We start from the raw sequence: 3,898 nt of genomic DNA on the forward strand, positions 1-3,898 counted from the left end.
CTGTTTTTACTTGTAAGTATTCTTTGATGGCATCAATACCGTTTTCTCTACCAAGCCCCGAATCTTTATACCCACCAAAAGGGGCCATAAAACTAACGGCACGATAAGTATTTATCCAGACCGTTCCTACTTTGAGTTTTTCAGACATACGGATTGCTCGACCAATGTCCTTGGTCCAGGCAGCGGCAGCTAAACCAAAACGCACATCATTTGCTATGAATACTGCCTCTTCCTCATCTTTAAATTTAAGTATCGATAACACCGGCCCAAAAACCTCTTCTTGAGCAATTCGCATTGTATTTTTTACATCCCCAAAAATAGTTGGCTCAATAAACCAACCCTGTTCACACTCGGGGCTATTGGAGGGAGTGCCACCAAGCAATAGTTTGGCTCCATCTGCATGGGCGATTTCAATGTAATCTAAGACCTTCTTAAATTGGGCTTGGGTAGTAATCGGTCCTACTTGGGTTGTTGAGTCCATGGGATTGCCCATCTTTGCCGTCTTTGCGATTGCTAAGAGCTTATCAACTACTTGATCATAAATTGACTCTTGTACCAACAAACGTGAGCCTGCTATACAAGTTTGTCCAGTTGCAGCAAAAATTCCTGAAATTGCACCATAGACTGCTTGTGCAAAGCAGTAGACCGTGGCATGGTGATGGGTGACATTAAGCTCTTAGAAAAGAGTGGTGGTAAGAGCGGGGAGTGGAAGGCGACTGAGTAGTTACTTACTTAGTTGCGCTCTTTCAACCCTGAAGAGAGCAAGTTTTATAGTTTGTCCTAATTCTGTCCTTATTGAGGCAGAACAACATGGCAACATTTCGCAATCGCAAGAACAAGTGGCAAGCTAGAGTCCAGCGCAAAGGGCAATCCTGCCTATCTAAATCCTTTCTCACACTAGATGATGCCAAGCGCTGGGCCAGAAGCATCGAATCATCCATCGACAAAGGTAGCTTTACTAATCAATCACTAGCGGAACGAACTTCTTTTAAAGAGTTGATCGAGCGCTATATGGCTGAAGTTACGCCAACTATGCGTGGCGCCAAACCCGATCTCATTCGTCTAGCTGCCATTAGCAGAAAGTCCATCGCCAAACTCAATCTACTGGCACTGACTCCACAGCGGATTTGTGAGTATCGAGATCTGCGTCTACAAGAAGTAGCGCCCGCAACAGTTATTCGGGAATTAGCGTACTTTTCATCCATTATTAATCACGCCCGCAGAGAGTGGGGAATCAATATCAGTAATCCAATACTCTTGGTAAAAAAACCAAACGAACCGCAAGGCAGGAGTCGAATCCTTGATAGCGCTGAATTGGAAAAACTTCTAGAGCAACTCAAACCCGTGGGTCGTAAAAGTATTTGGATGGCGCCTCTAGTTCAGCTTGCTTTGGAGACTGCAATGCGAAGGGGTGAGCTACTGAGCCTTCGCTGGGAACATGTTGATCTAGCCCATAGAACGGCTCATATTGAACTCACCAAGAACGGTGAAGCGAGAACTGTTCCGCTCTCAACCAAGGCGGTAGAGATACTCCTAAAGCTTCCCAGAGGCATTGATGGAAGAGTGTTTCCATTGAATCATGAGGTGGTTTCTCAAGCCTTTAACCGAGCCAGAAAACAAGCGAGGATTGAGAACATTCGATTCCACGATCTAAGACGAACCGCCATTACCAAGCTAGCCGAAAGACTGCCAAATCTAGTAGAACTCTCAGCAGTATCAGGTCACAAAAGTCTAGCGATGCTCAAGCGCTATTACCACCCCAATCCACAGCAACTGGCGCTGAAGTTGGGATGAAATTCATAATTTACGTAAAGATGAAATTACCAACAAGGCTTACAACTCACTGAAATATATGGATATTTTTTGTAGTTTTCTAAAATGGGTTACCGTAAGTGGATAGACAGTACTTGGTATCTCTTTGTAGGCCATTACGGAAGACCGGTAGCCAAGCGGTGCGACTGTACATACTTGGCATGTATTGAGTCAGCATACATTGCAAACATTGCTGGACGATCTACCTTTTCGTCAGCGCCAAATGGTAATGGATTCTGTACTTCATATTTACGCTTACCTCTTGAATCCACATCAAATTGGAAAGTAGCTTTCATATCAACGGCTGAGCCAAATCGCATCTTGTACGCTTTCTTCATCGCTTTTTCAAGAGTAGTCCGTTCAATAGATTGGACGATAAAGCTATCGTGTATAGGCAGGCAAACAATACCTTGATTAAGTAAATCCATTAGCACCTGCTCGGCAATTTGTGAGTCTTCGTATTGGAGTCTCAGACCATACCCACTCTCAAAACGATGCGCTATTGGCGCATGCTTTTTCTTAATCAAATTAATGAGCTTGCTAGAGCTAATCCCTAACACCTTCTTATGCTCTTTGGGCAATACATAGCGGCTGTATTCATCATTCACTATGGCGTTAAAGAACTCTTTCACAATAGGTCTCTTAAGGTCACGCTCAGCATCTGTAGACCATAGCCCAAGGTTATACATATCACCTTCAGGGGGTTCTAAGCCCTCCAAGTGATAGAGCATATAAGGATGAAGACCAGAGTAATCAATTTCTATCGTTGGCAGCCAATTGATACTGATAGAGACACGGTATTTTTTGGGAATAAATTGCCACCACCCACCATAAAATCGACCGCCCAGTTTCATACTATTTCTAGAAAAGATTCTACGTAACTGGACCATTGTGAAATCAAGATACTTGGGGTACTGGCTTTCTCTGCTGTATTGATACTTGTTAGCTTTTGCACCATTTGACATCTCGCCCGCCAACTGCTCATAACTATTGTTATTAATGTCTAAACAAATAACCTGTTGATTGAGAAACCTATTTAACTTATTGAGCTTAGGCCTCATTTTCCGGACGCCATTTGAGTCTGGCGGAGTCTGTTTGTATTTTTTCTTAGTTGCGCTGTCATAGTTACGCAGTACCACTGCATCCTCCAAGGGTTTCATCTGCTCCCAAACAACTCCTAGGTTTTGAAATACCCCAAGCAACTCGCCTGCAGCCCTTATCTCAGTCACTTCACCCCCATCATCAGAAGTTCTATAGCCCATCTTGCGATTGATCCATCCCAGCTCATGCATGGCATCGACAACTGACATAACTATCTTGAATCCAACAGTAGAAATTAGATTCTCATCGTCAGATTTATAAGCATTTGGTCTATGTGGAACACCAAGACTAATTACATGTGACCCACTACAAAAGCATCGGTAGAGTCCTTGAATAATCAATGTAGCCGCCAATAGTCGCTTTCTCTCTATCTCTTGGGATGGCTTATTTTTTCTGCCAGTTAGCTCATTAATACTTGCCAATAAGATCCTAATTTGCGCCATAAATAGACTCTTTTTAGGTAGATAAATCTTATTAATGAAGATGATTGGCTTATGTTTCATAGCGGGTACTTTTAGTTGGCGTTATTAACTAACAAGTCTACGCAAAACTCATGGCGCTGACTATGGGTATAAATAGGGAATATAAAGACAGTAGATATAAACCCAATTAAAACGCATTCATGGGGTAGCGAAAAACTCAACAGAAATATATCTAAAAATCACCAAACATCACATTAACGCTTCTTTGGAATCATCCCCAGCTCTATGGCTACCATCTCCAAAAATCTGATCCTAGCGGTCGTTTCTACCGAGCGCTGACGGCTTTCCTTAGTACACCAACCATGTTTGTGATTCCAATGATCTACCCCTTTAGGTGACAGACCACCATGCAACCTACAGCGTCCGTTTCGCATCCCATTTTTCTTGCAATAGGTATTTTTGTTCCGTAATTTAGCGTTGCAAATCATAAAAAATTCCGTAGGTTCGATACGGTAATTTTAATCGGGCGTACTACTTTTGATAAGTAATAAAAAACCACCCGT

2 protein-coding genes and 2 pseudogenes are annotated in these 3,898 nt (G+C 42.7%); 2 read left to right on the plus strand and 2 right to left on the minus strand.

The window, feature by feature from the left end:
* Nucleotides 1-628, minus strand: a pseudogene (locus ABWP14_RS11285) (aldehyde dehydrogenase family protein); the annotation flags it as partial.
* Between ABWP14_RS11285 and moaC the strand changes: the two are divergent.
* Nucleotides 617-724, plus strand: a pseudogene (moaC, locus tag ABWP14_RS11290) (cyclic pyranopterin monophosphate synthase MoaC); the annotation flags it as partial. The pseudogenes ABWP14_RS11285 and moaC sit on opposite strands and share 12 nt — an antisense overlap.
* A gap of 86 nt (nucleotides 725-810) precedes the next feature.
* Nucleotides 811-1,794: a tyrosine-type recombinase/integrase gene (locus ABWP14_RS11295; protein ID WP_353203072.1), complete on the plus strand. Its 984-nt coding sequence runs from the start codon at nucleotides 811-813 to the stop codon at nucleotides 1,792-1,794.
* A 134-nt stretch (nucleotides 1,795-1,928) separates the two neighbouring features.
* Here ABWP14_RS11295 and ABWP14_RS11300 read toward each other — a convergent pair whose 3' ends face one another.
* Nucleotides 1,929-3,416, minus strand: a complete 1,488-nt coding sequence (locus tag ABWP14_RS11300; RefSeq protein ID WP_353203073.1) for a hypothetical protein — start codon at nucleotides 3,414-3,416, stop codon at nucleotides 1,929-1,931.
* Between the last annotated feature and the right edge of the window lie 482 nt (nucleotides 3,417-3,898).

The organism is Polynucleobacter sp. (genome assembly GCF_040400325.1).
GTDB lineage: Bacteria > Pseudomonadota > Gammaproteobacteria > Burkholderiales > Burkholderiaceae > Polynucleobacter.

What these genes read in the sequence shown, in the direction of transcription:
- ABWP14_RS11295 (WP_353203072.1), top strand. Translation starts at nt 811, where the DNA reads ATGGCAACATTTCGCAATCGCAAGAACAAGTGGCAAGCTAGAGTCCAG.
- ABWP14_RS11300 (WP_353203073.1), bottom strand. Translation starts at nt 3,416, where the DNA reads ATGAAACATAAGCCAATCATCTTCATTAATAAGATTTATCTACCTAAA.